Origin of the sequence: Parasulfitobacter algicola (assembly GCF_013315265.1) — a bacterium.
Taxonomy (GTDB): domain Bacteria; phylum Pseudomonadota; class Alphaproteobacteria; order Rhodobacterales; family Rhodobacteraceae; genus Parasulfitobacter; species Parasulfitobacter algicola.
The window spans coordinates 1-1,561 of sequence record NZ_JABUFE010000043.1 but is presented as its reverse complement, the minus strand read 5'-3'; the positions used below and the strand labels follow the sequence as shown (position 1 = coordinate 1,561).

General features: G+C 55.5%; 2 protein-coding genes. One reads left to right on the top strand and one right to left on the bottom strand.

What is annotated here, in order from left to right; translation table 11 throughout:
* Positions 1–152 precede the first annotated feature (152 nt).
* Positions 153–782, bottom strand: a complete 630-nt coding sequence (locus tag HRQ87_RS19940) for a TetR/AcrR family transcriptional regulator (RefSeq protein WP_174140201.1) — start codon at positions 780–782, stop codon at positions 153–155.
* A gap of 92 nt (positions 783–874) precedes the next feature.
* Between HRQ87_RS19940 and HRQ87_RS19935 the strand changes: the two genes are divergently transcribed.
* Positions 875–1,309, top strand: a complete 435-nt coding sequence (locus tag HRQ87_RS19935) for an ester cyclase (protein ID WP_174140200.1) — start codon at positions 875–877, stop codon at positions 1,307–1,309.
* Positions 1,310–1,561: the final 252 nt, after the last annotated feature.

Here is a 1,561-nt window from a genome sequence, read left to right as displayed (position 1 = left end):
CCGCAATCACAGCGGCTTGAGAAGCCTTGGGCAGCCCAAACACAACATCTAGTAGGTCGAGTTTTTCACCTAAATCGACCGTTTTTGGCGCGGAGGTTGTGGCAGGGGGTTTATGTCCGCAGTTGACTAAGCAGTTTATCGCCTCGCGGCTCCTAATGTTTTCCCGCCACGACATCAACGGCTCGTCTCACTTGTTTGCGATGTGCATCTTCGTCATAGCCGGACAGTCCCAACAGGCACTTTTGAAATAGATCACCGAGGACCAAGGCATCGAATTCCCTTGCGCGTTGCGCGGCCTCGGGTTCCGAAAGGGCCAGCCCCTTGCGCAGCATGTTCGCCACCACAGCCTGCGCGGCTGATCGGCCCGTCTCCTGAAAAGCCTTGGCCAGAGCTGGCGCCCGTTCAGATGAAAGCACAATAGCCTGATAGAGATGCAGGCTGGCCGGGGACATGAGCGCAGCGCCGAACCCCATTCCGAACTGTTCCAAGCTTTCAGCCAAATTGGCACCGTCCGGACGGGCGCTCCTTGCAAAATCAAAGCCGTCCAAAAGGGACAGGATAAGAGCTTCCATGAGCGCTGCTCCCGATCCGAAATGCCGATAGATCGTCATTTTCGAGATGCCTGAGCGGGCCGAGATCGCGTCGACCGTCATGCCTTCATATCCAAATTCGGATAGCTGCTCGCGCGCTGCCTTGAGAATATCGGATCTTTTCTGGTCAATCCGCTTGTTACGTGGGTCGCCATCAGAAAAGCCTCTGAGCTTGGGGGGTTTTTGAGACATGAGCTTCTCCGTCCGTTTTCTTATTGACTCGATACCGGAGCGTATCGTATGGACGATGCGATACGCAATAGTATCGTATAAAGGAAAACGACATGCACTTTTACAAAGATCTCTGTGACCTCGGAAACTTGTTCGCGGTAATTGCGAGCTCTGGCGACGCCACCCGCTTCGCCGATCTGGTCGCGCCGAGCTACATCAACCACAATCCCTACGTCGAACAGGGCCTCGAAGGCGTCATCGGCTTCTTCGGTCACTTCATGTCCGCGGTGCCCGATCTGACGGTGACTGCCCAAAGCGTTATTGCCGATGTGGAAACCCAGACAGTGATCGGACGATATACTTATTCTGGCACCCATGATGGCCCGTTCATGGGCTACGCTGCGACGGGATCGGCCATCTCGATGCGCTCCATCGACATTTGGCGCGTCAAGAACGGCAAGTTCGTCGAACACTGGGACGAACTGAACACGCTGGACTTGTTTCAACAGATTGGCGCCGCGCAGATGCTTCCGGCGACGGCGGCGTGATCGCAGGCAGAGGCTCGAAGCGCTTCAGATAACTGGGGCGATTCGAGCTGTTTCCGGAACTTCGTCGCAACGCAGGATGTGCCAGAACTCAACCGTTTCTGCCACCGGCGGTAACGACCGTTTTTGGCACCGCCGCTTCTCGAAAGCTGACCTTGGCGCAGCCTCAGCGAAAGCCCACTTCTCTAATCGGGCGTTTAGGTCAAGTTCATTTCATCGTTTTATTCCCGCTCTTCGGGATCATTGTCTCTCATC